The 23,021-nt window shown below is 39.3% G+C and carries 27 protein-coding genes and 1 tRNA gene; 22 read left to right on the plus strand and 6 right to left on the minus strand.

Annotated features, from left to right (window positions below):
- The first annotated feature begins 830 nt into the window (after positions 1-830).
- From ACZ427_RS05000 to ACZ427_RS05080, 17 genes are all read left to right on the plus strand, one after another.
- Positions 831-1,184, plus strand: coding sequence for a YojF family protein (locus ACZ427_RS05000; RefSeq protein ID WP_461178402.1), 354 nt, complete (start codon positions 831-833; stop codon positions 1,182-1,184).
- A 26-nt stretch (positions 1,185-1,210) separates the two neighbouring features.
- Positions 1,211-1,861, plus strand: coding sequence for a bacillithiol biosynthesis deacetylase BshB2 (gene bshB2 / locus ACZ427_RS05005; RefSeq protein ID WP_461178403.1), 651 nt, complete (start codon positions 1,211-1,213; stop codon positions 1,859-1,861).
- 127 nt (positions 1,862-1,988) lie between these two features.
- Positions 1,989-2,183, plus strand: a complete 195-nt coding sequence (locus ACZ427_RS05010; RefSeq protein ID WP_461178404.1) for a PspC domain-containing protein — start codon at positions 1,989-1,991, stop codon at positions 2,181-2,183.
- Positions 2,183-2,539: a phage holin family protein gene (locus ACZ427_RS05015; protein WP_461178405.1), complete on the plus strand. Its 357-nt coding sequence runs from the start codon at positions 2,183-2,185 to the stop codon at positions 2,537-2,539. The genes ACZ427_RS05010 and ACZ427_RS05015 overlap by 1 nt, the downstream gene beginning before the upstream one ends.
- Before the next feature lie 117 nt (positions 2,540-2,656).
- Positions 2,657-3,592: an HPr(Ser) kinase/phosphatase gene (hprK, locus tag ACZ427_RS05020; RefSeq protein ID WP_461178406.1), complete on the plus strand. Its 936-nt coding sequence runs from the start codon at positions 2,657-2,659 to the stop codon at positions 3,590-3,592.
- Between the two features lie 11 nt (positions 3,593-3,603).
- Complete coding sequence (lgt, locus tag ACZ427_RS05025; protein WP_461178407.1) at positions 3,604-4,485, plus strand: prolipoprotein diacylglyceryl transferase; 882 nt, start codon at positions 3,604-3,606, stop codon at positions 4,483-4,485.
- Between the two features lie 25 nt (positions 4,486-4,510).
- Complete coding sequence (locus ACZ427_RS05030) at positions 4,511-5,470, plus strand: nucleoside recognition domain-containing protein (RefSeq protein ID WP_461178408.1); 960 nt, start codon at positions 4,511-4,513, stop codon at positions 5,468-5,470.
- Positions 5,445-6,080 carry a pyrophosphatase PpaX gene (ppaX, locus tag ACZ427_RS05035; RefSeq protein WP_461178409.1) on the plus strand — a complete coding sequence of 212 codons (636 nt, stop codon included), beginning with the start codon at positions 5,445-5,447 and terminating at the stop codon, positions 6,078-6,080. The genes ACZ427_RS05030 and ppaX overlap by 26 nt, the downstream gene beginning before the upstream one ends.
- A gap of 3 nt (positions 6,081-6,083) precedes the next feature.
- On the plus strand, positions 6,084-6,605 hold the full coding sequence (locus ACZ427_RS05040; protein WP_461178410.1) for an acyltransferase: 522 nt from the start codon (positions 6,084-6,086) through the stop codon (positions 6,603-6,605).
- A gap of 48 nt (positions 6,606-6,653) precedes the next feature.
- A complete protein-coding gene (locus ACZ427_RS05045; RefSeq protein ID WP_464883575.1) occupies positions 6,654-7,160 on the plus strand; it encodes a glycerol-3-phosphate responsive antiterminator in 507 nt (168 codons plus the stop codon).
- Between the two features lie 220 nt (positions 7,161-7,380).
- A complete protein-coding gene (locus ACZ427_RS05050) occupies positions 7,381-9,042 on the plus strand; it encodes a glycerol-3-phosphate dehydrogenase/oxidase (protein WP_461178411.1) in 1,662 nt (553 codons plus the stop codon).
- 67 nt (positions 9,043-9,109) lie between these two features.
- Positions 9,110-10,114 (plus strand): tetratricopeptide repeat protein, encoded by a 1,005-nt coding sequence (locus ACZ427_RS05055; protein WP_461178412.1) that lies wholly within the window; start codon positions 9,110-9,112, stop codon positions 10,112-10,114.
- A 91-nt stretch (positions 10,115-10,205) separates the two neighbouring features.
- Entirely contained in the window at positions 10,206-11,159 is a 954-nt protein-coding gene (gene trxB / locus ACZ427_RS05060; RefSeq protein ID WP_461178413.1) for a thioredoxin-disulfide reductase, read from the plus strand.
- 417 nt (positions 11,160-11,576) lie between these two features.
- Entirely contained in the window at positions 11,577-12,461 is an 885-nt protein-coding gene (gene rapZ, locus ACZ427_RS05065) for an RNase adapter RapZ (protein WP_461178414.1), read from the plus strand.
- Position 12,462: 1 nt separating this feature from the next.
- Positions 12,463-13,425: a gluconeogenesis factor YvcK family protein gene (locus tag ACZ427_RS05070; RefSeq protein WP_461178415.1), complete on the plus strand. Its 963-nt coding sequence runs from the start codon at positions 12,463-12,465 to the stop codon at positions 13,423-13,425.
- A 69-nt stretch (positions 13,426-13,494) separates the two neighbouring features.
- Positions 13,495-14,439, plus strand: coding sequence for a DNA-binding protein WhiA (gene whiA / locus ACZ427_RS05075; RefSeq protein ID WP_461178416.1), 945 nt, complete (start codon positions 13,495-13,497; stop codon positions 14,437-14,439).
- A 162-nt stretch (positions 14,440-14,601) separates the two neighbouring features.
- Positions 14,602-14,853 (plus strand): HPr family phosphocarrier protein, encoded by a 252-nt coding sequence (locus tag ACZ427_RS05080; protein ID WP_461178417.1) that lies wholly within the window; start codon positions 14,602-14,604, stop codon positions 14,851-14,853.
- 117 nt (positions 14,854-14,970) lie between these two features.
- Here the strand turns inward: ACZ427_RS05080 and clpP are convergent, their stop codons facing one another.
- Positions 14,971-15,567, minus strand: a complete 597-nt coding sequence (clpP, locus tag ACZ427_RS05085; RefSeq protein ID WP_461178418.1) for an ATP-dependent Clp endopeptidase proteolytic subunit ClpP — start codon at positions 15,565-15,567, stop codon at positions 14,971-14,973.
- Between the two features lie 217 nt (positions 15,568-15,784).
- On the opposite strand from clpP, the gene ACZ427_RS05090 reads away from it, so the two are divergent.
- Both ACZ427_RS05090 and ACZ427_RS05095 read left to right on the plus strand, forming a co-directional pair.
- Positions 15,785-15,858 (plus strand) — tRNA-Arg (locus ACZ427_RS05090).
- 276 nt (positions 15,859-16,134) lie between these two features.
- Entirely contained in the window at positions 16,135-16,917 is a 783-nt protein-coding gene (locus tag ACZ427_RS05095) for an ABC transporter ATP-binding protein (protein WP_461178419.1), read from the plus strand.
- A gap of 175 nt (positions 16,918-17,092) precedes the next feature.
- Here the strand turns inward: ACZ427_RS05095 and ACZ427_RS05100 are convergent, their stop codons facing one another.
- The 5 genes from ACZ427_RS05100 to ACZ427_RS05120 all read right to left on the minus strand — a co-directional run bounded on the left by ACZ427_RS05100 (position 17,093) and on the right by ACZ427_RS05120 (position 19,896).
- Complete coding sequence (locus tag ACZ427_RS05100; RefSeq protein WP_461178420.1) at positions 17,093-18,022, minus strand: prenyltransferase; 930 nt, start codon at positions 18,020-18,022, stop codon at positions 17,093-17,095.
- 81 nt (positions 18,023-18,103) lie between these two features.
- Positions 18,104-18,601, minus strand: coding sequence for a hypothetical protein (locus ACZ427_RS05105; RefSeq protein WP_461178421.1), 498 nt, complete (start codon positions 18,599-18,601; stop codon positions 18,104-18,106).
- A 51-nt stretch (positions 18,602-18,652) separates the two neighbouring features.
- Positions 18,653-19,018 (minus strand): hypothetical protein, encoded by a 366-nt coding sequence (locus ACZ427_RS05110; RefSeq protein WP_461178422.1) that lies wholly within the window; start codon positions 19,016-19,018, stop codon positions 18,653-18,655.
- Positions 19,015-19,182, minus strand: coding sequence for a hypothetical protein (locus tag ACZ427_RS05115; protein WP_461178423.1), 168 nt, complete (start codon positions 19,180-19,182; stop codon positions 19,015-19,017). The genes ACZ427_RS05110 and ACZ427_RS05115 overlap by 4 nt, the downstream gene beginning before the upstream one ends.
- A 186-nt stretch (positions 19,183-19,368) precedes the next feature.
- Positions 19,369-19,896, minus strand: coding sequence for a shikimate kinase (locus ACZ427_RS05120; protein ID WP_461178424.1), 528 nt, complete (start codon positions 19,894-19,896; stop codon positions 19,369-19,371).
- 130 nt (positions 19,897-20,026) lie between these two features.
- Between ACZ427_RS05120 and aroD the strand changes: the two genes are divergently transcribed.
- The 3 genes from aroD to ACZ427_RS05135 all read left to right on the plus strand — a co-directional run bounded on the left by aroD (position 20,027) and on the right by ACZ427_RS05135 (position 22,999).
- Complete coding sequence (aroD, locus tag ACZ427_RS05125; protein ID WP_461178425.1) at positions 20,027-20,788, plus strand: type I 3-dehydroquinate dehydratase; 762 nt, start codon at positions 20,027-20,029, stop codon at positions 20,786-20,788.
- 242 nt (positions 20,789-21,030) lie between these two features.
- The gene (locus tag ACZ427_RS05130; RefSeq protein ID WP_461178426.1) at positions 21,031-22,047 is read left to right on the plus strand and encodes an ABC transporter ATP-binding protein; all 1,017 of its coding nucleotides are present in this window, start codon (positions 21,031-21,033) and stop codon (positions 22,045-22,047) included.
- Complete coding sequence (locus ACZ427_RS05135) at positions 22,022-22,999, plus strand: ABC transporter ATP-binding protein (protein ID WP_461178427.1); 978 nt, start codon at positions 22,022-22,024, stop codon at positions 22,997-22,999. Before ACZ427_RS05130 ends, ACZ427_RS05135 begins: the two co-directional genes overlap by 26 nt.
- Positions 23,000-23,021: the final 22 nt, after the last annotated feature.

The following is a 23,021-nucleotide window of genomic DNA, read 5'->3' on the forward strand; positions in this document are numbered from 1 at the left end:
GCAGAATACTTCGCTTTTTAGTGGGCACGGCTTCAGCTTCTTCAGAAGCAAAGAACGCTTCTTCCGGGGTCTTCAGACTCGTGCTATTCCCACAGGAGTCTACGCATTCTGCCTACGCTGGGAGTGGTGTCCTGATTATAGAAAGGATAAAGCTCATGGAATTTATGTTTCATGAACGTATTCTCCCTTAAACAGAAAGCTATTCTAAGCTGCTTAAAAAATGCGAGACTCCTTGAAAATACAAACCAATTTTCTTCGTGCGGTGTTGATTCATGAAGATAATTCAGGTCCAACGGGAAAAGGAACAGTCTGAAGCCCCCGCAGCGAGCGAATTAAAGAACATAGGCTAAGAACGCCCCGTCCTGGGGCAACGCCTATGTGACCAACATCGTGTTGGCCCGAGGCTGAAGCGTTCCCCGTGGAAAGCGAGTATTTTTTAAGCAGCGCTGGAATAGCACCCATTTTGTAAAGGATGAGAGGAAGTCGCTGTTAAGTTACTTCGTCTTTTATATCAACTGCGACGTTAAGGAGCAACGAGATTTACCAAAAGAGTCGACCGGAAAAAGGTATAATCTTGGTTCATAGTAGTTATATGGAGTTTTTCCCGTTCTAATAACAGTTGTTTTCATACTTTCTTACTGTATAAGTACAGGTTTTGGCCTTTCCGCACAAGGATTGGCTCAATACCTGTCATCCAAACTGTAGAATGGCGTGCCACATCCGACTATATGTACGCATCATCGAAGGTCCGGTATAATACAAAACTTTTGACGCAGCCCCATCCTTTCGATAAGCTAAAATAGAGAAGTGTATTGGGAGGAAACGAATAAATGAAACCAATAGAGATAAATAAAGTACAGGAAATGTTAGATCAATTTATAAATAAAAATGTATATGTTCATCTTGAAACAACCAATGGGGCTTATGCAAAGCATTTTGATGAGAAAGCATATAATGTTGGAGCATATATCCGAAATGCACAAGTAACCTTTAACCAGGCGAAGATTATTACAACTAAAAATACGTATCGAGTCGGGTTAAAGCTTGAGATGGGCTGGATTTATGCTGAAGGCCTAACAGACTGGGTTTTGCATGAAGAATCAAAATTATTGCTTGCAGGACATGATCGTGAAGGCCGTCTGATGGTCTCACTTCAAATAAGTGAGACACCATTTAATTATTAGATAAAACGAAAAAGCAGGTGATTGTAATGAAAAAACACGTGGTAGTTATTTATCCCCATCCGGATGATGAATCTTTCGGAGCAGCAGGTACAATTACACACTTCCGTAAACAAGGAGTGCCGGTAACATATTTATGTGGAACATTAGGAGAAATGGGAAGGAATATGGGTACACCAACTTTTGCCAATCGGGAAACACTGCCTGAAATTCGTAAAGCAGAATTAATAAAAGCATGTGAAATCCTCGACATGGATTTAAAAATGCTGGGATATCGTGATAAAACAATTGAATTTGAAGATCGTCAGCAGGTAGCAGAACATTTGAAAGGTTTCCTTGAAGAGATTGAGCCAAGCCTCGTAATCACCCATTATCCGGATCATGCTGTACATCCTGATCATAACGCACTTGGTGCTGCCGCGATTGAAGCTGTGCGTTTAATGGATAGTGAGAAACGGCCGACTGTCTGGGCACAGGCAATCACAAATACGTATGTGGAAGACATTGGTGAACCTGAAGTGACAAACGATATTACGGATTACTTTGATACAAAAATAAAAGCAATCTACGCACATGACTCCCAAGCTGCTCCCATGCTTGGGCAACTTGGACAAAGTGATGATGCTGTAAAAGAACGATTCGCAATAGAGCAATTTTTCATTTGGAAATTTGAAGATTAAGGGGTAAAGCACGCCCCCGCTGTCCAAGGCGAACCGGAATAAATCATGAAACATATGAAATGTAGTACAATTATGGTTTATTAAACGGCTAAAAAAGGAAAAATACCAAACGAGGAGGTAGTTAGAGTTGAAAAAACTATACCGTTCAGAATCAGACCGAAAACTTGCAGGAGTATTAGGCGGACTTGGAGCGTATTTTAATGTAGATTCGACAATACTCCGATTAGCATTTATCGTATTGTTATTTCTGAGTGTATTTACCTTTGCGCTTATTTATTTAGCAGCAGTATTTATTATTCCGAATGAAATGGAGATCTTTTAATGTTGCTCCGCTGGCTTGTTTCTATCGCATTAAATGCTGTTGCCCTCGTTGCAGTGGCACAGTTATTCGATTCATTCCACCTTGATGGATTTGGCATTGCATTAGTGGCAAGTTTTATTTTGTCACTTCTTAATATAATCGTAAAGCCGATATTGGTCATTTTGACATTACCGATAACTGTATTGACTCTCGGCTTTTTTTTGATTGTAATCAATGCAATTACATTAATGCTTACACAGGGTTTAATGGGTTCTTCCTTTGTCATCGATGGATTTGGCACAGCGCTTATTGCATCGATTGTTATTTCCATCATAAATTTATTGCTGAACAGTTTAATAAAAGATTCATTGAAGTAACGCAGGGTTTTTTAGCCCTGCGTCTTTCATTCATAAAATAAATTACAATCGTTTTTTCTTTATCAAATATGCTACAATAATACTCAGTTATGTTTGTCCTTAAAGGAGGTATACAAGATGTCAATCGTACGTACACAAGATTTATTAGATAATTTCAATCTGACCCTCATGGCAGGAGAAGATGGGATACACAGAGAAATTATAACAAGTGACATATCACGTCCAGGCATTGAAATGACAGGTTTTTTTCAATTCTATCCAAAAGAGCGACTGCAATTAATTGGTAAAACAGAGATGGCTTATTTCCTGGAACTTAATGATGCGCAAAAGCGGGATCGTGTGAACCGTTTATGTACGGATATTACTCCGGGGATTGTGGTCTCAAGAGGGATGGATATACCGGAAGTGATGATGGAAGCGGCAAATAATGCCGGTGTTCCGATATTAAAATCTCCAAGGCAAACAACCCGGGTCATAAGCAGACTGACGAATTATCTGGAAACAAAGTTTGCTCCATTTACAGCTATTCATGGTGTGCTTGTGGATATAAACGGTGTTGGTGTGTTGATTACAGGACAAAGTGGAGTAGGTAAAAGTGAGACAGCACTTGAATTGGTTAAACGTGGCCATCGCCTTGTCGCTGATGATAGTGTGGAAATTCGGCAGGATGATTATGAAATCTTAATCGGTAATTCTCCTCCATTAATTGAACATTTATTGGAGATCCGCGGTTTGGGAATCATTAATGTAATGACAATGTTTGGAGCAGGATCTGTCCGGAGCTATAAAAAAATCTCTTTAAATGTTAATCTGGAAAGTTGGGATGAAGATAAACAATACGATCGGCTTGGATTGGATGAAGATACACTGAAAATCATGGATGTTCGTTTGCCAAAAGTTACCGTTCCTGTTCGTCCTGGTAGGAACCTTGCTGTTATTATTGAGGTAGCTGCGATGAATTTCCGGCTGAAGAAAATGGGTGTAAATACGGCACAGGAATTTTCGGAACGTCTGACAACAATGATAAGCCAGGAAAAAAATGAAGATGAATAGGAGTGGTAGTATTGTTAGGTAATATACAGCCATTGGATCCTGTTTTTCTGGAGTTTGGTCCGATATCAATCTACTGGTATGGTGTTATCATTGCAGTGGGTGCTTTTTTAGGTATATTTTTAGCAACGAGAGAAGCAGATCGGCTAGGACTGCAAAAAGATGTAATCATTGATTTTATCTTCTTTGCTATCCCAATTGCCATCCTTTTTGCACGCATTTATTATGTAGCTTTTGAGTGGGAACGCTATGCGGACGGTCCGTGGTGGGGCGTCTTTGCCATTTGGGAAGGCGGCATTGCTATCCATGGTGCAATCATTGGTGGTGTGTTGACGGCAATTGTATTTGCGCGTGTAAGAAATGTTTCCTTTTGGCAACTTGCTGATATTTTAGCACCAAGTCTGATACTTGGGCAGGCAATCGGGCGTTGGGGAAACTTCATGAATCAGGAGGCACATGGCGGCCCAATAGCTGAGTCTACATATAATAGTTTCCATCAATACTTACCGGATTTTATCATGAACCAGATGACGATTGGTGGCGTGATGTATCATCCAACATTCTTATATGAGTCTGTCTGGAACATTCTCGTGTTTGCTCTTCTTCTTCTCTTACGGAGATATAATCCGCTGAGAGGAGAAATATTCCTGACCTATGCGATTACGTATTCAATTGGGCGTTTCTTTATTGAGGGTATGCGTACAGACAGTCTATACGTGATTGGAGAGCTCCGTACTGCACAGTTGATTTCCGTCCTGATCATCACTGGCGCGATTATATTGATAATCTACAGGAGAATGACAGGCGTCAGTAAACGGTATAAAGATGTGCTACCTTCTAAAAAAAGGAAATCAACTAATAAAAAGAAAAAGTCTAAGAAGAAAAGGAAAAAATAAGTGTGTAAGAAATGAGGGATGGGGTATGACTGGAATTTTAGGTCGAGGATTACAGCAGGGATTAAATACAACATGGTCGTTAGGGAAAATAATTTTTCCAATCACCCTTCTTGTAACGATATTACAATTCACTCCAGTCCTTCCTTGGATTATTGAAAAATTAACACCTGTGATGGGAATGATTGGTCTTTCCGGAGAAGCTGCTGTTCCTTTGGTATTAGGGAATACACTGAATTTATACGCAGGTATCGCAGCGATTGTCTCCTTTGAATTTACAGTCAAAGAAGTGTTTATTATGGCCGTCATGCTATCCTTTTCCCATAATTTATTTATTGAATCTGCTGTGGCATCAAAGGTTGGTGTAAAATGGTGGCTAATTGTAGGAATTCGTGTAGGGTTGGCGATGTTATCGGCATTTGTCATTAATCTTGCATGGAACGGAGGCGCTGAACAGGCGCAATACGGGTTTATTTCTTCCCAGGATGCAGTCCCTGCCGGATGGGGAGAAATTATTTTCCAAGGCGTTCAAACAGCATTGATAGCTGTTATCCAGCTTGGGTTCATCGTTATTCCATTAATGATTATCATGCAATTTTTGCGGGAAAAAGGCTGGCTGAATTCTTTTTCCAGCAAACTTGCTCCATGCATGAGGGTGCTTGGTATGGAAAAGAACACATCAATGACAATGGTAGCTGGTTTAACAATCGGTCTTGCATACGGTGCAGGATTAATGATCCAGGCCGTCAAAGAAGATGGTGTGTCCAAAAAGGATATGTATTTAGCTCTCATTTTCCTTGTATCCTGTCATGCAGTGGTAGAAGATACACTTGTGTTCATACCGCTGGGGATTCCTGTATGGCCATTATTGGTTATTCGTTTGACTACAGCAATTCTTTTAACGATGGTAGTCGGATTCATCTGGAACAGGTCGGAAAATAAAAAGAGAGAGGAAGTCGTAAATGAGCATTCGTACAATTCTCTTTGATCTTGATGGAACCTTAATTGATACCAATGAATTAATTATGGCATCCTTTAACCACACATTTAAACAATATAATATGACCTATACGACGGAAGAAATCATGGAATTTAACGGCCCACCATTGATTGATACATTCCGGAAAATAGATCCGAAACAAGCGGATAGTATGCTTGCAACATATCTTGAGCATAATCATACCGATCATGATAACTATGTAAAAGTCTTTCCAAATGTTGTTGAAACAATGGAACAGTTGAAAAACAATGGGTTGAAGCTTGGAATTGTTTCAGCGAAAATGACGAAAGCTGTGCACATGGGGATTGCATTAACCGGATTAGATGGCTTCTTTGATTCCATCATCACCTATGACGATGTGATAAATCCAAAACCACATCCGGAACCGGTCTTAAAGGGAATGAAGGCACTAAATGGTGATACTGCCTCCACCCTGATGGTCGGAGATAATTATCATGATATTGAATCCGGAAAGAACGCCGGTGTAAAAACTGCAGGTGTCGCATGGTCACATAAAGGGAAGGAGCGGCTTCTCGAATACAGTCCAACCTATATGCTTGATGAAATAACGGAGCTGTTGAAAATAACCGAGGTGTAAATAATGCGGAGAACCGAGAGATTTCAAGTCAATGATGCAAATTCACTATGGCAAATCTATAAAACTGTATCCTTTTGGAAGGTTGTTAAAAATTTCGTCGTCATTCAGGCAGCGAGATATACACCATTTCTGGGGATGAAAAATTGGTTATTTCGTACATTTCTCAGGATGAAGGTCGGGAAGCAAACCGCTTTTGCCCTAATGGTGATGCCGGATGTGATGTTTCCAGAAAAAATAATCGTCGGAACAAATAGCGTGATTGGCTATAATACAACAATTTTGGCACATGAGTATCTGATAAATGAATATCGGATCGGGAATGTTGTCATTGGTGATGAAGTTTTAATCGGTGCAAACTCCACGGTACTCCCGGGAGTCACGATTGGTGAGAAAGCAATTGTTTCCGCGGGTACACTGGTACATAAAGACGTTCCGGCAGGCACATTTGTGGGGGGGAACCCGATGAAGGTAATTTACACAAAAGAAGAAATGGAGAAACGGGAAGGAAATTTCCCACTGGAGTAGGTGATTGACATACAGATACAGGAAGGTATTTTACCAGCAATCCGAAAAATGAAAGATTTTGATAAAGCATTGAAAACGTCACATGAATCCATCGTTTTATTGGAATCACGTTTGTCCCAATTAAAAAGTATGGTTGATTATGCGAAGCGTGCCAATAAAAAAGTGTTTATCCATGTTGATCTGATTCAGGGCCTGAAGGCGGATGAATATGGAATGGAATTTTTAATCCGGGAAGTAAAACCGGACGGCATACTGTCAACGCGCGGAAATGTGATCGGGTTGGCAAAAAAGCATCAATTATTAGCCATACAACGAATGTTTTTACTGGATAGCACCGCACTTGATCACAATTTAAAATTAATCGAGCGGGTGCAGCCAGATTGTATCGAGGTGCTTCCTGGTCTAATGCCGAGCATTATCGAATACATCTATAAGAAAACGAATATTCCTGTAATAGCTGGTGGACTTATTAGAAAGGAAGAAGACGTAACAGCAGCATTGCATGCAGGAGCTTTGGCTGTGTCTACATCTCAAACAGAGCTGTGGAAAACTTAGACTAACAGCAAATCTCCTGTACTTCATAGGATAACTATGCTACAATGAATACAAGTTAATATTAAGGACGGAGAATCGGAGAAACCGCAAATAGCTAATGCAATAGGCATTAGTCTGTTTTGCGGTTTTTTTGTTTCCGTAGAAATGATTAAAAACATATTAGTTTATACGAATTCGGGTAAATATATGTATAGAAAAAATAATTTAGGAGTGTATACGGATGTCTGTATTTTCAAGCTATAAACGAAAAGAAGTATTCAATCAATTGGAAAGTGAAAAACTGGATGTATTGGTCATTGGTGGCGGTATTACCGGTGCGGGAATTTCCTTAGATGCCGCTACACGTGGTATGAAAACGGCAGTGTTTGAAATGCAGGATTTTGCTGCAGGCACATCGAGCCGCTCAACAAAGCTGGTACACGGAGGGCTGCGCTACTTGAAGCAGCTGGAAATGAAAATTGTGGCTGAAGTAGGCAGAGAGCGTGCTATTGTGTATGAAAACGGCCCACATGTAACTACACCTGAATGGATGATGCTGCCATTTCATAAAGGCGGAACATTTGGACCATTTACAACGAATTTGGGCCTGCGTATGTATGATTTACTGGCTGGTGTTAAAAAAGGGGAACGCCGTAAGATGTTTAAACCGGAGGAAGCATTGAGCAGAGAGCCGCTAATTAAAGAGTCCGGTCTGAGAGGCGCAGGCTTCTATGTGGAATACAAAACGGATGATGCCCGCTTAACGATTGAAGTCTTAAAGAAAGCAGTACAAAAAGGTGGATACGCTCTAAACTATGCAAAAGTTACTGATTTTATCTATGATGAATCAAATAAGATTTCCGGTGTGGTTGTTAGAGATGAAATAAGTGGTACGAAACACCAAGTATATGCGAAAAAAGTTATTAATGCCGGGGGCCCTTGGGTTGACGAATTGAGAGAAATTGATGGATCAAAACAAGGAAAGCATCTTATATTAACAAAAGGTGTCCATCTCGTATTTCCAAAAGAAATTTTTCCATTGCAGCAGGCGATTTATTTCGATGCCCCGGATGGGAGAATGATTTTTGCTATACCGCGCGGAAATAAAGCTTATGTAGGAACAACGGATACAACGTATGAAGGTGATATTGCCCATCCTAAAATGACAGAAAAAGATAGAGATTATTTAATTGAGGCCATTAATTATATGTTTCCAACATTAGCTATCAAAGAACAGCATGTGGAGTCAAGCTGGGCTGGATTACGTCCATTGATTGCAGAAGAAGAGGCAGATAATCCTGGTGAAATCTCCAGAAAGGATGAAATCTTCATTTCTGATTCCGGTTTGATTTCAATGGCAGGCGGAAAGCTGACAGGTTACCGTAAAATGGCGGAAGATGCTGTAAATAGAATAGTGGAACAATTAAAAGAAGAAGGAATCCTTTATTCAGAATCAGAAACAAAAAACTTGCCGATTTCGGGAGGAGAAGTTGGCGGTTCAAAAGGGTTCGCCGCATTCAAAGAACGTAAAATAACAGAAGGAACAGCGCTTGGAATAGATGAAAAAACGGCGATCATGCTGGTTCAAACCTATGGTGCGAACGTTGATGTTATTTTTGAGCTGTACCAAACAAAACAGACGGAGGCAGATAAGGCAAACATTGATCCGATTGTTTTTGCAGAGCTGAACTATGCCCTGGAATACGAATCTGCATATAAACCTGTTGATTTCTTTGTGCGAAGAACTGGAGCTTTGTTCTTTGAAATCAATTGGGCCAAATCGCATAAAGATAATGTAATCAATTATATGGCCGATGTCTTAAACTGGAATAGAGAACAGAAAGAAAGTTACGTGAAAGAACTGGAACAGTTGATATATGAGGCAGCGAACCCGGTGAAATAAAGCTGTATAATTCCCCTGACAAATATGATATACTTTGGGATGTTGTGTAAAAAAAGGGGGATACTATATGCAGCAGCAAGTTGAGAAAAAAACCGATGGAAAACAAGATAATATTATCCCTTTTATTCCAGAAGGTGACTTTTATTTCACAAAAGGCGTTGAAGCTTTTCAAAAAAGGAAATTTGATATTGCGATGAAATGGTTAAATAAGGCAATGGAAGAAAAGCCCTTGGAGCCATTGTATGCTTGTCAATTATCCGTTATCTATACAGAAATTGGTGAATATCACAAAGCAAATCAGCTTTTGACAAAAATATTGCATGAAGCAGAATATGTAGATTGTTATTATTTATTAGCGAATAATTATGCTCACCTTGGATTATTGAATGATGCCAATAAATATGCCAACATCTACCTTGGTTTAGAACCAGATGGTGATTTTAAAGAAGAAGCAGAACATTTACTCCAATTAATTGATATCGATGAAGATGATGCGGATGAAGATAATTGGGATCTTTCAGAAGAAGATGACTTGCTTATCTATCAGGAAACTGTTTTTTATCATATGGATCACCAGGAGTGGGAAAAAGCAATTCCGCTTATCGAAGAATTGATGATGGTTTTTCCTCAGCACCAAATGGCCAAACACGACTATGCACATGCATTATTCTTTACAGGCCAAGAACAAAAAGCCGTCGAAATGGAATTGGAAATGTTAAAAGAAGATCCAAATGACTTATACAGCCATACGAATTTGGCATTATTTTATTATAAATTGGATCAAAAAATAGCATACGAAACCCATATTCAGGCATTACTAAATGTATATCCGATTCATAAACAACAAAAATTACGAATCGCTGTGACGTTAGCTGGCACAGGGTATTTTCACGAGGCCTATTGCCGATTTCGGTCCCTTCCTAAAAATGAAGTAAGCAGCCATCTTTCTTACTTCAGGTGGTACAGTATAACCGCCTTTCGTATAGGTGAGCCTGCGAAAGCATTGACCTTATGGGAGGAAGGATGCAGGAAACATCCTGAGCTATCAAAAGAAGAAGGACCCTGGCAATAAAAATAGTGAGCAGATAAATGGACGAATCAGGTCTTCTTTAATAAGCTATATATGGTTTAAGAAGAATATGGAACGAAAAGGGGCGATATTCATGTCCGATGAACAAATGTATGATGTAATAATTGCAGGTGCAGGACCAGCTGGAATGACTGCAGCTGTCTATGCATCCCGTGCCAATTTGAAAACACTGATGATTGAACGCGGTATCCCTGGGGGGCAAATGGCAAACACCGAGGATGTTGAAAACTATCCGGGGTTTGATAATATCCTGGGACCGGACTTGTCGAATAAAATGTTTGAGCATGCAAAGAAATTTGGTGCTGAATATGCTTATGGGGATATAAAAGAAGTCATTGATTATGATGAATACAAAACGGTTATTGCCGGGAAAAAAGAATATAAAACAAGATCGCTCATCATTACGACTGGAGCCCAATTTAAGAAACTGGGTATTCCTGGGGAAGAAGAATTGAGCGGCCGTGGAGTATCGTACTGTGCAGTTTGTGATGGAGCGTTTTTCAAGGAAAGAAACCTTGTTGTGATCGGCGGAGGAGATTCTGCAGTTGAAGAGGGTATCTATCTAACCCGCTTTGCAAGTAAAGTAACGATTGTACATCGCCGGGACGAATTACGCGCCCAAAAAATTATCCAGGATCGTGCATTTGATAATGAAAAAATTGATTTCATCTGGGATACAGTTGTAAACACGATTAATGGACCTAATGGAAAAGTTAGCAGTGTTTCCCTGGAAAATGTAAAAACAGGTGAAACGTCCGAATTTGATGCCGATGGTGTGTTTGTCTACATCGGTATGGTACCATTAAGTGAACCATTCAAATCACTTGGAATTACAAACGATGAAGGCTATATTCCGACAAATGAAAACATGGAGTCAAATATGCCTGGTGTATTTGCTGCTGGAGATATTCGGGAAAAGAGTCTTCGACAAATTGTGACTGCTACAGGTGATGGAAGTATCGCTGCAGAAGCAGCTATCAAATATGTTGAAGACTTAATGGAAGAATTAAAGGCAGCAAATTCATAAATTATTAATAAAAATTCATGAGAAGTAATTGCATTTTAATGCTGTTGTAATACGTATGCAATAATTTTTGGGTACAATATAAGTAACTAATTGACCCCCTTTTAATAGATAAATTAGTTTTTTGCACAGGTGCAATCGCACTTGTGCTCTTTTTTTGAAGAAATCGTGTGCATGTCCAATTATGTCGATTGCCCTGTTTTCAAATCTTATCCTTGTTGCTTTGAATTTTTTCATTGTATAATAGAAGGTAGTGCTTTTAGGCGGTGAGAATGGTGAAAGAATTTCTTACTGCAAAAGTACAATGAAGACTTGGCGAAAAGCCAAATTTTAAATAGTGATGAAGCAGTGGACATACTGCATAAGAATAGATAAGAAGCGGATTCTTCCATGTCTTTAGTTTAAAGGGGGATAATTTTAATGAGAAACGGTGAAAGAGAAACAAAATTAGTAATCATTACAGGCATGTCTGGTGCTGGAAAGACCGGTGCTGTTCATAGTTTTGAGGATTTGGGTTATTATTGTGTTGATAATTTACCACCCACTTTACTGCCAAAATTCCTTGAGCTGATGAAAGATTCTACAAACAATATTCAAAAAGTAGCGCTTGTCATGGATTTGCGCGGTCGTGAGTTTTTTGATTCTTTGTTTGACGCTCTGGATATATTAGGAAAGGAAGACTGGCTGGAAGAACATATTCTATTTCTGGATGCCAAGGATGAGCAGCTTGTCAACAGATATAAGGAAACGAGACGTTCCCATCCGCTTGCGGGCGACGACCTGCCCCTTAATGGAATCCAAAAAGAACGGGAAATTCTTGATGAATTAAGAGGCAAAGCACATCGCATTATTGATACAACAAATCTGAAGCCAAAAGAATTGCGGGACAAAATCCTAAAAGTATATTCCGAGGAGAAACAGGAAATATTCTCGGTACATATGGTGTCATTTGGGTTTAAATATGGTCTGCCAATTGATTCAGATTTAGTATTCGATGTAAGATTTTTACCGAACCCCCACTATGTAAGCCAACTACAGCCACTAACCGGTATAAATAAAGATGTAGCTTCTTATGTATTCAAATGGTCGGATACGAAAGAATTTAATGCAAAAGTTCTTGACTTACTGCAATTTATGCTGCCTCAATATAAAAAAGAGGGAAAATCACAGCTTGTTGTTGCCATCGGATGTACGGGAGGCCAGCATCGTTCTGTTGCACTTGCGGAATACTTTGCTAAAGAGCTGTCTCCTGATTATATAACACATACTACTCATCGAGATATTGATAAGAGAAAGGGACATTAATATGACTCAAGCTAAGCAGCCGCAAGTTGTTGTTATTGGCGGTGGAACTGGCATGCCGGTTTTATTACGTGGGTTAAAAAACTTTCCCATAGACTTGACGGCAATTGTTACCGTAGCTGATGACGGTGGAAGTACCGGGCGACTCCGCAATGAAATGGAAATTCCTGCGCCGGGAGATATCCGTAATGTCATTGCAGCATTATCAGATGCAGAACCAATGCTTGTTGAGCTTTTTCAGCATCGATTTGCAGTAGGCAACGGCTTATCCGGTCATTCCATGGGAAATTTATTATTGGCAGCAATGACATCAATCACTGGCAATTTTAATAATGGTATCAAAGAAATATCACGTGTATTGAATGTAAAGGGAAAAATTTATCCGATATCGAATGATAATATGTCCCTGCATGCGAAAATGACAGACGGAACCATTGTGTCCGGGGAATCCAATATTCCACTTTCCAAAAAGCGAATTAAGCGGGTGTTTCTAAGTCCGCAGCCTGTTCAGCCGTTACCCAATGCAATCCGCGCAATCGAAAAGGCGGATTTGGTAGTTATTGCACCGGGCAGTCTCTATACAAGTATTTTACCGACAATGATTATGCCTAAGGTCGATGAAGCAATACGAAATACCACAGGAAAAGTGGTTTATGTATGTAATGTGATGACACAGGCCGGAGAAACTACCGGCTATTCGGCCTCGGAACATGTAGAAGCCATTACCAGCCATATTGGAAAAGAGGCTGTGGATGCAATTGTTGTCCATAATGAACCAATTAAAAAAACAGTGCGCGCGGTGTATGCGGAAGAAAACGCAGATCCAGTGACGTATGATACTGATCGTCTGCTTGAAATGGGTCTGCAGATTATTGAGAGTGATATTATTGATCATTCCCAATCGACCATCAGGCATGATACGAGTAAAATTTCAAAATTATTATTTTCGATTATTGATCCGGAATAATGTCTCTTTTATGTTTATATTAAAGGGATATTTGTAGGATAAATGAAGGGATTAGGGAGGGAAAATCAGATGTCTTTTGCCTCTGAAATAAAAAAAGAACTGACAGGAATAGAAATGGATTCCTGCTGTTCCCAATCGGAACTTACAGCACTAATCCGTATGAATGGGGCAGTATCCCTGTCAAGACAAGATTATGTACTTGATGTTCAAACGGAAAACGCCGCGATAGCAAGGCGGATCTATACATTGATCAAGTCACAATACACCATTCCTGTCGAGTTGTTAGTCCGTAAAAAAATGAAACTAAAGAAAAATAATGTATATATTGTACGGTTGAAGGAAGACGTCAGAGAGATGTTAACAGAGCTGGGGATATTCCAGGAACCGTATATACTTGTACAAAACATTCCTCAAAAGGTTCTAGAGAAAACCTGTTGCAAAAAAGCATATATGAGGGGGGCCTTCCTTGCAGGAGGATCCATTAATAATCCGGAAACGTCTTCTTACCATTTAGAAATGTTTAATTTTCATCAGGAACATAATGATTCGTTATGTGAGTTAGTAAACACTTTTGATTTAAATGCTCGTAAACTGGAGCGAAAAACCGGTTATATCGTATATTTGAAAGAGGCAGAAAAAATCACCGAATTTCTCAGTATCATCGGTGCACATAACGCCCTGTTTAAGTTTGAAGATGTAAGAATCGTCCGGGATATGCGAAACTCTGTAAATCGTCTGGTAAATTGTGAAACTGCTAATTTAAACAAAACAATTGGCGCAGCGTTTCGGCAGATTGAGAATATTAAACTTATTGAGAACACCGTAGGAATCGATCAATTGCCCGAGAAACTTCAGGAAATTGCAAAGTTAAGAGTGCAGCATCAGGAAGTTTCATTAAAGGAATTAGGGGAATTGGTATCCAGTGGTAAGATATCCAAATCTGGTGTCAACCACCGTTTGAAAAAAATCGATGAATTTGCAGAGAAAATCAAGCATGGGGAAACATTGACATAAAAGTAATTTATTTAATTGATATTACATGATAAGATAAAGATAATTAACAATTATATTTCAGTTAACGCTTAATATATATCGACAGTAACACTATTTTTTCTAAGAACTGTCGATACGTTTGAAATTTCGTGATAGCGCTTACGAAAATGGAGGGTGAGTAATTTGGTTGAGAAATCCGTCAAGGTTGAATTAGAGACAGGCTTACAAGCTAGACCAGCAGCACAATTCGTTCAGGAGGCAAATCGTTATTCAGCACATTTGTTTCTTGAAAAGAGTGGAAGAAGAGTAAATGCAAAAAGCATTATGGGATTAATGAGTCTGGCAGTTACGAGTGGAGAGGAAATTAACATCATCGCTGATGGGGCAGATGAAGAAGCTGCAATTAATCATTTAATATCATTTGTGACAAAATGAACAAAACCCTTTCACGGTGAATGGACGCTTCAAGAAGTAAGTATTAAACGATCTGATTACAAAAAAGCAACGAAGACTTTTGCCATAAATCTTGGCAAAAGTCTTCGTTTTAAAAAATTACTTGTCTTTATTTTCGTTACGTTCTAAAATTTTGTCAATCAAGCCATAATCCACTGATTTTTCAGCAGTCATGAAGTTATCACGCTCAGTATCACGTTCTACCACTTCAATTGGCTGACCAGTACGCTGGGAGAGAATTTCATTCATTTTACGTTTCATTTCAACAATACGTTTCGCATGAATCTCAATATCTGTTGCTTGTCCTTGTGTACCGCCGAGTGGCTGGTGAATCATTACTTCACTATTTGGCAGAGCATAACGTTTTCCTTTTTCACCTGCCGCCAGGAGGAATGCCCCCATTGAAGCTGCCATTCCGGTGCAGATTGTTGATACATCAGATTTAATGAATTGCATGGTATCAAAAATCGCCATACCAGCTGTGATAGATCCACCTGGTGAGTTAATATATAATGAGATATCTTTTTCCGGATCGTCTGCTTCAAGGAATAGTAATTGAGCAACAATGGAATTTGCAACATTATCATCAATTCCACTTCCAAGCATAATGATGCGGTCTTTCAGCAGGCGAGAGTAGATATCATAGGCGCGCTCTCCCCGATTTGTTTGTTCAATAACTGTAGGTATTAAATTCATGTAAAAAATCCTCCCTTGTTCGATTACGTTCTTTTTTTATCATAACTTAATGGTCAATGAAGGTCAAACAAAAACATCCGATAATTTTATTGGCCTTACCTTCTAACCATGATACCCACCCAAATGTAAAATAAACATACAGGAATTTCGAAAAGGGCTTGTATATCTTCTTAAATAGAGTTATAATGTTATTTGTGTCAAAATTGAATTTCAATATGCGCCCATAGCTCAGTTGGATAGAGCTTTGGTTTCCGGTACCAAGTGTCGGGGGTTCGAATCCCTCTGGGCGCGCTTAGATGGTTAGCAGAGGATACATGAAAGTGTGTCTTCTGCTTTTTTAGCAGTTAATAAAGAAAACGTTTTCTACCTCTTCAATAGCCTTGTTAAATTGTAATGGTAGACGTTAACTTTTCAGAAATATAATGATCTAAAACCCCCAGTGAAAAAATTTTGCTGGTGGATGTAGGAAAGATTGCGTTGATGAGTTATCATCGATTCATTCATAGGTCGTATTGTAGAGTAAGAATCATAGAGTTTAATGAGAGTATACAGAAAGAGGCGATAGGGATGTCTAGCGTTATTGAAATGCAGGAAATTTCATGGAAAAGACAGAAGGAAACGATTTTATCAGATATGAGCTGGAAAGTAGAAAAAGGGGAGCATTGGGCAGTACTAGGCCTGAACGGATCAGGGAAAACAACACTACTTAATATGGTAAACGGCTACATATGGCCAACAAACGGGAAGGTCAGTGTACTCGGGAAGCCATTTGGTAAAACGGATATCAGGGAATTGCGTAAATCAATTGGCTGGGTCAGCTCATCACTGCAGGAAAGAATAAAAGGAACAGAAAATACCGTTGATGTGGTTATAAGTGGAAAATATGCTTCCATCGGATTATATGAAACGAAGACAGCGGCTGATTATCAAAAAGCGTATCAACTTATGGAACAATTAGGCTGCAGCTATCTCGCACCGCGTACATATCAGACATGTTCACAAGGTGAAAAACAGAAAATCTTGATTGCAAGAGGATTAATGGGGGAGCCTGAATTGCTTATCCTGGACGAACCAACAAGCGGTCTGGATTTCATTTCGCGTGAAGAGTTACTGGTCGCAATCGACCAGTTAGCTACTCAAAAGGACGCGCCCACAATTATCTTTGTTACCCATCATATCGAGGAAATACTACCTGTTTTTTCACACACGTTGTTGCTTCGACAAGGAACTGTATATAATATGGGGGAGCGGACTAGGATGCTGACGGGAGAATGCCTATCTGGGTTCTTTGAAACACCTGTGAATATTGAATGGCATAAAGAAAGGGCATGGATGACATTAAGGGATTGAAGAGGATTCTTCGGAAATGCCGAGTTTAATGGCCAGGAATCGTGGAGAATAAACAAAAGACAAGGATTAACTCAAACCTTGTCTTTTCCTGCGTTAAGAAATACATACGTTGTTACTGCATAAGTTCATGCTTGGCTTTTTGCTATAAAACATTGCGTAAAACCATACTTTCTAATTATCCGAAGACCCACAGCCCAATTGTAAACAGCAAACCAAAAACCCAGTGATGTCTCGCTGCCCACTTCATCCCACTTACTTCATCAGAGTGTGTTGCGTTTTTTCGAAATGACCAGAACAACCGGACTGCAAATGGGGAAGCTAAAACAACGACAAGCACTGATGCCGGAGTGAATTGAAATATAGTTAGCAGTATAACAGTTATATATGGCAGTATGAGTAAAGTCGTAAGCAGACGGACGGACTTCTTACGCCCAAGAGAATTTGCTAGCGTCCTGCGAAAACCGATGTCTTTTTTAAGATCTCTAATGTTGTTTGTAAGAATCATCGATGCAATTAGCAATGCAAATGGTACGGAAATGGCAAGAATTTGGAAGTCCAGTGAATTCCCCTGAACAATATAGGCTAGAATTGTGATAACAGGGCCTAAAAAGATAGCAGCTACCACTTCTCCCATACCGATTGAAGAAAAGGAGTGAGAACCTGCAGAATATTTAAAGCCTGCAGCAATTCCCAACGTTCCTGCAAGCATCACCCACATGGTAGTAGAAAATGCTAGCCATAGGCCAATCAGGATGGATATGATAAACATTAACCCGGCAACAAAGGGCAGGAGGTGATGGGCGGGTCCATGATTTGAATTTGAATCATTGGTTAGAATCCATTTTTCCTTATCCTGTCCATATTTGAAATCATAATAATCATTTAATACATTTGTTGCAGTCTGTATAAACAGTGCAGATATCAATAAAGCGATGAATATATCTAAACGTATCGGACCAGTAACTCCTGCAAAACCTGTTCCGACAAGTACTGGTGTTATTGTACCACTTAGAGTCATTGGCCGCATAAGCTCAAACCACGTATTCCGGTAATAATAATGATCTGGATTAAAGTCTATGAGAAGGTTCTCGTTTTTAGTTCCCACCGGATAAACCACCTTTCATCATAAGTTTAGCCTAAGGCTTATCACCAAAAATCTTGAAGATAGGCCGATTTTTCTTCTGTATTAAAGGGAAACCATCAAGTAAATAAGTGTAATAAAACCAATTACTTCAACAGATTCGACGGCGGCTATTTGCATAAGTGCCATTGTTAATGGCTTTTTGTTTCCGGATTCTGCATTTTTCCAAAGCCATATATCAGAAAAGATTTTGATGGAATGCCTATAGCCAACCACAACACCCCATAAAAGGGTGATAATACCGACAATCAAAGCGGTGAACCAGGTGTTTCCATAGGTCGTATTCAGGACATCATCCCAATTACTAATCGGGCCTGCTACCGTACCGAGTAATATACCGGTAAGGATTACACCGCTTCCAAGAGCTGTGAAAAACCAATGTGTCCAGTGCATCAGTGTAAGGAAAAACTTTCTCTGTATTTCGTATGCCAGAATTCTTACAGCAGGAAACACCCCCCAGCCAACAAATAGGACACCACCGACCCACAGGACAGCTAAGAAAATGTGTACAACCAAAAGGATTTGGCGGATCTCCCAAGGCATGACAGATCAGTCCTTTGCTATGTTTTAAATAATTTTTACCGATAACTGTTATTAGAAAAAAGTGGATTGTGTGCCATCATGTCCGCCTTTTGTAAGATCTGGTGGAATTTCATGTGTTTTCTCAATCACCAGTGTGTAATTTCTGTCCACTGCTTTTTTAAACTTATAGATCACAGCAGCTGCCAAAATACTTTGGACGGCAATTAGCAGATAATATAATATAGGAATGGCAGATTCATTGATCGTGAAAATAATTAGAAATAATAAGAGTTGGCCAAAAAATAATTTTTTTGTTCGTAAAATGATAGATAAAGCGAAAGTAACGATTGCCAGGAAGAAAATAAAACGATGTTCCTGAACAAAAAGAGTGAATTGAAAATCAGCTACGGCCAGGTTAGAAAAATGAATGATATTCATTCCTCATTCTCTCGTTTTCCGGTCGATTTCTTGTATGCTGCCTGTTTAGGTTCAAGCTTTTTCTTGTCATTATCGTAATAGATAAAGCCGGCACCAAGTCCTTCGTTAATCATCCGATCTACACCAATATAGCAATCACAAACTTCAACATGGTTATTTTCCATGTTCATCCCCTCCTTCTGATTCCATTATCTAATATTCCATCAGTCAATTCGTTGACGCAGGTCAAATTTTTAGAAAAACTTGGATTATTTTTTTGTGTCTTTGCTATCGAGAAATTTTATATTTTTCTGTCTGCAAAAAAACAAGGGAAGGCTCCCTTGTTACGTATGTTCCAGCTATTTGGCATTCTACTCCATTTTTAGTAAAGTAATAATATAATCTGCTACTTCTTCAACAGATCTATTATCTATTGCTACCTTATAATGATTTTGTGAATATATTGGTTGTCTTTCATAAAACAGCTGTTCGATTTCATCCATCGTCTTTCCTTGTAGTATAGGCCGGGTGTCAATAAGCATGTGTAATCTTTCTTTCCAGTATTCAAAGGATAAATCAAGGAAAAATACCACACTTTCTGACAGGCAGGTGTTTCTAATTTCATCCTGTAAAAAAGCGCCTCCTCCAACGGAGATGATTTTTTGTTTTTGTTTGCAGTTGTTTAAAATCATTTCTTTTTCTTTTTCCCGAAAGTTTTTTTCTCCATATGTTTTGAATATATCGGAGGTTGGCATGTTGAAAACTTTCTCAATTTCCTCATCAATATCAATAAATTCCCTATTGAGTTTTTCGGAAACAGTCTTACCGATTGTTGTCTTACCAACCCCCATAAATCCGATCATTATAATGCTTTTTTCCTGTAGTGAAACATTCTTCATCTGCAAGCCCCTTTTTAAAGAATAATTAAAATTATTATAAGCGATTTGAATTAATTTTGCACGGTAGGAAAATATAATAGATTTACAGTATAATAAAGAAAAGCATTATTGGATGGAAAGGTTGTTTGAGATGAATGTGGTTCAAATCAAAAATGTAAAAATTGGTGAAGGTATTCCGAAATTGATTGTGCCATTGATGGGGGAAACGGAGGAACAATTAATGGTAGAAGTTGTCGAAGTAATAAAGTTATCTCCGGACATTGTTGAATGGCGTGCCGACGTTTTTGACCAGGTGGAAAATCCGGAAGCGGTTCAAAAAATGATATCAAAGATGCAACAAAGCCTGGCTGGTATTCCGTTATTATTCACCTTCAGAACTCATAAGGAAGGGGGCAAAAAAGAAGTCACAGATCAATATTATTTTCAACTGCTGGAGAAGACCATCAAGACAAAAATGGTGGACATTATTGATATCGAACTGTTTGTTGGTGAGCAGGAAGTAAGATCGCTTGTACGGAAAGCGAAAGAAAATAATCTATATGTTATTGTTTCAAATCATGATTTTGAAAAGACACCAGCCAAAGAAGAGATTATCGCTCGACTGCGAGCCATGCAGGATCTTGGTGCCGATATCCCTAAAATTGCTGTCATGCCACATAGTGTGGATGATGTGCTGACACTGTTGGATGCAACGAATGCAATGAAATCACACTACGCAAATAGCCCATTAATAACAATGGCAATGGGAGAGAAAGGTTTGATTAGCAGGCTTGCCGGGGAAGTATTTGGGTCAGCAGCGACGTTCGGAATGGGAAAAGGAGCTTCTGCCCCAGGACAAATCATGGTAGATGATTTAAGACATGTACTCGATGTGATACATGGAAATAAATGAGGAAATATTAAGAATATAAATAAGTAAGAAGAAAACGGGATGCAGATCTATAGCATTCCGTTTTTTATTTGGAAAAAATAGCACGATCGACAATAATCAACACTAAATTACAAATATTAATTATATTAAAATTACTCTTGCAATTTAGATAACTATTAAGTATATTATAATCAAACATGGCTAATGAAAAATCAAAATATTATTTATTGGAGAAAGATAGATTTGTAAAGGGAGATGGGAGCATGTCAGACGTTGTTTTAGAGTTAGACAACCTGCATACGCACTTTTTTACAGATCGTGGAGAAATACCTGCGGTGGATGGTGTCAGTATAAAGGTACATAAAGGCGAAGTGGTTGGTGTTGTAGGGGAATCAGGATGCGGAAAAAGTGTGACGGCTTTATCCGTCATGCAATTGGTTCCAAGTCCACCAGGAAGGATTGTCAGTGGCAGAATTAATTTTAAAGATAAGAATCTGGCGAAAGCTTCGGAAAAGCAGATGAAAAAAATACGGGGAAACGAGGTCTCCATGATTTTTCAAGAACCAATGACATCATTAAACCCTTTATTTACAATCGGAAATCAAATGAAAGAAGCGATTAGAATTCATCGAAAGATAAGTAAAAAAGAAGCAAGGAGTAAATCTATTGATACATTAAGGCTGGTAGGAATACCAAGAGCCGAATCTATTATTGATGAATATCCGCATCAGCTTTCCGGAGGGATGAGACAGCGTGTGATGATTGCGATGGCGATGTCCTGTAATCCGGAATTGCTCATTGCCGATGAACCCACTACGGCGCTGGATGTAACCATACAAGCACAAATTCTTGATTTGATGCGGGAACTGAATGAAGAAAAAGATACGGCAATCTTATTAATTACCCACGACCTTGGTGTAGTAGCAGAACTTTGTGATCGGGTTATTGTAATGTATTCCGGTCAAGTGGTGGAGGAGGGAACTATGAGAGAAATCTTAAAAAACCCAATGCATCCATACTCCCAAGGTCTTATTCGTTCATTACCAAAACTCAATGAAAAAGAGCAAAAACTTTATTCCATCCCGGGGACCGTACCAAAACCACAAATAGGCAGGGTTGGCTGCAGGTTTGCCGATCGCTGTGAATTTGCATTTGAACGTTGCTTCCAGGAAAACCCGGAACTCTTTTCCTTAGGAAATAATCGCAGGAGCAGATGCTTTTTACATGATCAGAACGAAGGGGAGGGAGCTGAAAATGCTGAGTCCACTATTGGAAGTTAATGGACTAAAAAAATACTTTGATATCAAGGGTGGTGTATTTGGTAGGAAGGTAGGAGAAGTCAAGGCGGTCGATGATGTATCTTTCACCGTAATGGAAGGGGAGATTCTCGGAATAGTTGGCGAATCAGGATGTGGAAAGTCGACAGCTGGTAAAGCTATTTTACGATTAATTGAACCGACAGAAGGTGAAGTGAAATTTGAGGATCAAAATATCACGACAATGACGCCGGAAGAATTGCGGAAGCTGAGGGGGAATATGCAAATTATTTTCCAGGATCCTTATGCTTCCTTAAACCCGAGACATACGATAGAAAAAATAGTAGGAGAACCATTATTAATACATGGAAATTTATCGTTCAAAGAAAGAAAAGAACGTGTGAAGGAATTATTGGAAGTAGTGGGCCTTAGAACTCACCATGCATCTAGGTACCCCCACCAATTCAGTGGCGGCCAAAGACAGCGTATTGGAATAGCGCGTGCACTGGCAAATAATCCGAAATTGATTGTTTGTGATGAGCCTGTTTCCGCGCTTGATGTCTCTGTGCAGTCACAGATTCTCAATTTAATGGAAGGATTGCGCGATGCGTTTAATCTGACATATGTTTTTATCGCACATGATCTAAGTGTTGTGAAGCATATCAGCGATCGGGTGGGTGTCATGTATTTAGGCAGGATGGCTGAATTGACATCCAAGGATAAATTATATGATGATCCGAAGCACCCATATACTCAAGCACTGCTATCGGCGGTGCCTGATCCGGACCCGGACATCGTCAAAGACAGGGTGGTTTTAAAGGGAGACGTACCAAGCCCTGCCAATCCACCAACTGGTTGTGCCTTCCATACAAGATGTCCGCAGGTAATGGAAGTTTGCAAGACGGAGAGGCCGGTATTTGAAGAAGTTGAGGATAATCATTTTGTTGCATGTCATCTTTATGGTGATATGCAGTAAAATATATCAAAATATTATAAAG

This window comes from Virgibacillus ainsalahensis, from assembly GCF_055380755.1.

Excerpts from the sequence above, each read along its gene's own strand:
- ACZ427_RS05000 (WP_461178402.1), top strand. The coding sequence starts at position 831 with ATGAAACCAATAGAGATAAATAAAGTACAGGAAATGTTAGATCAATTT.
- bshB2 (WP_461178403.1), top strand. The coding sequence starts at position 1,211 with ATGAAAAAACACGTGGTAGTTATTTATCCCCATCCGGATGATGAATCT.
- ACZ427_RS05015 (WP_461178405.1), top strand. The coding sequence starts at position 2,183 with ATGTTGCTCCGCTGGCTTGTTTCTATCGCATTAAATGCTGTTGCCCTC.
- hprK (WP_461178406.1), top strand. The coding sequence starts at position 2,657 with ATGTCAATCGTACGTACACAAGATTTATTAGATAATTTCAATCTGACC.
- ACZ427_RS05030 (WP_461178408.1), top strand. The coding sequence starts at position 4,511 with ATGACTGGAATTTTAGGTCGAGGATTACAGCAGGGATTAAATACAACA.
- ppaX (WP_461178409.1), top strand. The coding sequence starts at position 5,445 with ATGAGCATTCGTACAATTCTCTTTGATCTTGATGGAACCTTAATTGAT.
- ACZ427_RS05040 (WP_461178410.1), top strand. The coding sequence starts at position 6,084 with ATGCGGAGAACCGAGAGATTTCAAGTCAATGATGCAAATTCACTATGG.
- ACZ427_RS05045 (WP_464883575.1), top strand. The coding sequence starts at position 6,654 with ATGAAAGATTTTGATAAAGCATTGAAAACGTCACATGAATCCATCGTT.
- ACZ427_RS05050 (WP_461178411.1), top strand. The coding sequence starts at position 7,381 with ATGTCTGTATTTTCAAGCTATAAACGAAAAGAAGTATTCAATCAATTG.
- ACZ427_RS05055 (WP_461178412.1), top strand. The coding sequence starts at position 9,110 with ATGCAGCAGCAAGTTGAGAAAAAAACCGATGGAAAACAAGATAATATT.
- trxB (WP_461178413.1), top strand. The coding sequence starts at position 10,206 with ATGTCCGATGAACAAATGTATGATGTAATAATTGCAGGTGCAGGACCA.
- rapZ (WP_461178414.1), top strand. The coding sequence starts at position 11,577 with ATGAGAAACGGTGAAAGAGAAACAAAATTAGTAATCATTACAGGCATG.
- ACZ427_RS05070 (WP_461178415.1), top strand. The coding sequence starts at position 12,463 with ATGACTCAAGCTAAGCAGCCGCAAGTTGTTGTTATTGGCGGTGGAACT.
- whiA (WP_461178416.1), top strand. The coding sequence starts at position 13,495 with ATGTCTTTTGCCTCTGAAATAAAAAAAGAACTGACAGGAATAGAAATG.
- clpP (WP_461178418.1), bottom strand. The coding sequence starts at position 15,567 with ATGAATTTAATACCTACAGTTATTGAACAAACAAATCGGGGAGAGCGC.
- ACZ427_RS05095 (WP_461178419.1), top strand. The coding sequence starts at position 16,135 with ATGTCTAGCGTTATTGAAATGCAGGAAATTTCATGGAAAAGACAGAAG.
- ACZ427_RS05105 (WP_461178421.1), bottom strand. The coding sequence starts at position 18,601 with ATGCCTTGGGAGATCCGCCAAATCCTTTTGGTTGTACACATTTTCTTA.
- ACZ427_RS05110 (WP_461178422.1), bottom strand. The coding sequence starts at position 19,018 with ATGAATATCATTCATTTTTCTAACCTGGCCGTAGCTGATTTTCAATTC.
- ACZ427_RS05115 (WP_461178423.1), bottom strand. The coding sequence starts at position 19,182 with ATGGAAAATAACCATGTTGAAGTTTGTGATTGCTATATTGGTGTAGAT.
- ACZ427_RS05120 (WP_461178424.1), bottom strand. The coding sequence starts at position 19,896 with ATGAAGAATGTTTCACTACAGGAAAAAAGCATTATAATGATCGGATTT.
- aroD (WP_461178425.1), top strand. The coding sequence starts at position 20,027 with ATGAATGTGGTTCAAATCAAAAATGTAAAAATTGGTGAAGGTATTCCG.
- ACZ427_RS05130 (WP_461178426.1), top strand. The coding sequence starts at position 21,031 with ATGTCAGACGTTGTTTTAGAGTTAGACAACCTGCATACGCACTTTTTT.
- ACZ427_RS05135 (WP_461178427.1), top strand. The coding sequence starts at position 22,022 with ATGCTGAGTCCACTATTGGAAGTTAATGGACTAAAAAAATACTTTGAT.